The organism is Mesorhizobium sp. M7A.F.Ca.CA.004.06.1.1 (assembly GCF_003999135.1).
Classification (GTDB): domain Bacteria; phylum Pseudomonadota; class Alphaproteobacteria; order Rhizobiales; family Rhizobiaceae; genus Mesorhizobium.
The window spans coordinates 1-1,216 of sequence record NZ_RZPQ01001143.1 but is presented as its reverse complement, the minus strand read 5'-3'; the positions used below and the strand labels follow the sequence as shown (position 1 = coordinate 1,216).

Annotated in this window: 1 protein-coding gene and 1 pseudogene; one reads left to right on the top strand and one right to left on the bottom strand. The window is 64.8% G+C overall.

Annotated elements, in window-relative coordinates; all coding sequences use genetic code 11:
- Nucleotides 1-902, top strand: a 902-nt coding sequence (locus EN906_RS34590) for an MFS transporter (protein ID WP_164777633.1), incomplete at its 5' end; no start/stop codon positions are given.
- 142 nt (nt 903-1,044) lie between these two features.
- On the opposite strand, the pseudogene purH reads toward EN906_RS34590, so the two are convergent.
- Nucleotides 1,045-1,216 (bottom strand): annotated as a pseudogene (gene purH, locus EN906_RS34585) (bifunctional phosphoribosylaminoimidazolecarboxamide formyltransferase/IMP cyclohydrolase); the annotation flags it as partial.

The window sequence follows — 1,216 nt, the reverse complement described above, 5'->3', positions numbered from 1 at the left end:
GCATGATCGTGCTGATCTTCGTCGTCGCCTGCCTGGCCGGTTCGCCTGAGACCGGCAAGACGATCATCGGCATCGACCCGCTCTTCGGGCTCGACCCGAAGCTCGGCGAGGACGCGCGCGCAACCGGGCCTTTGTCAGCCGGCTGGTACTTCCTGTTCATCCTGCCGATGTTCTTTTTCACCCCCGACGCCATCAAGGGCCTGCCGATCGGTCCGGCTGTCCGAGAGGGGTTGGCGGAGCTGAAAGTGACACTGGGTGAGGTGCGCAAGCGCAGCGGCATCTTCCGCTTCCTGGTAGCCCGCATGATCTATCAGGACGGCGTCAACGCGCTGCTGGCGTTGGGTGGCACCTTCGCCGCTGCGATGTTCCACTGGTCGATCACCGAGATCGGTATTTTCGGCATCATTCTCAACGTCGTCGCCATCTTCGGCTGCCTGGTTGCAGCCCGTCTCGATACGGCGCTTGGCTCAAAAACCATCGTCATGATCTCGCTGGTCCTGCTCAGCATCGCCACGATCGGCATCGTCTCGACCGGGCCGGGCTACACGTTGTTCGGCCTCTGGATGATGCCTGGGCCGGACAGGGGCGGCCTGTTCGGCACGGCAGCGGAAAAAGCCTACATCTTCTTCGGCCTGTTGATCGGTGTGGCTTTCGGGCCGGTGCAGGCGTCGTCGCGATCCTACATGGCGCGCAGCGTCACGGCGGCAGAATCCGGCCGCTATTTCGGCATTTATGCACTGGCCGGGCGGGCGACCAGTTTCCTGGCGCCGTTCATGGTCGCGTCCGTCACCCTGGCCAGCGGCTCAGCGCGGCTCGGCATGGCGGTGATCGTGCTGTTCCTGGGCATCGGCATGGCGATCCTGGTCAAGACGCCCTATCCGGCGGACCGGCCGGTGGAGTGAGTTTACCCTCCCCCTTGTGGGGAGGGTCGATCCGCGAAGCGGAGCGGGGTGGGGGTGCGGCGCTGTCCCCACCCCGTCTCACGAACTTTGCTTCGCAAAGATCGTTCGCCGACCCTCCCCACAAGCGGGAGGGTAAGGGCGCTCAATGCCGGAAATGCCTGATCCCCGTAAACACCATGGCGATGCCGTGCTCGTCGGCAGCGGCAATGACGTCCTTGTCGTTCATCGAACCGCCCGGCTGGATGACGGCGGTGGCGCCGGCGGCGATTGCCGACAGCAAGCCATCGGCGGAGGGGAAGAAGGCGTCGGAGGCG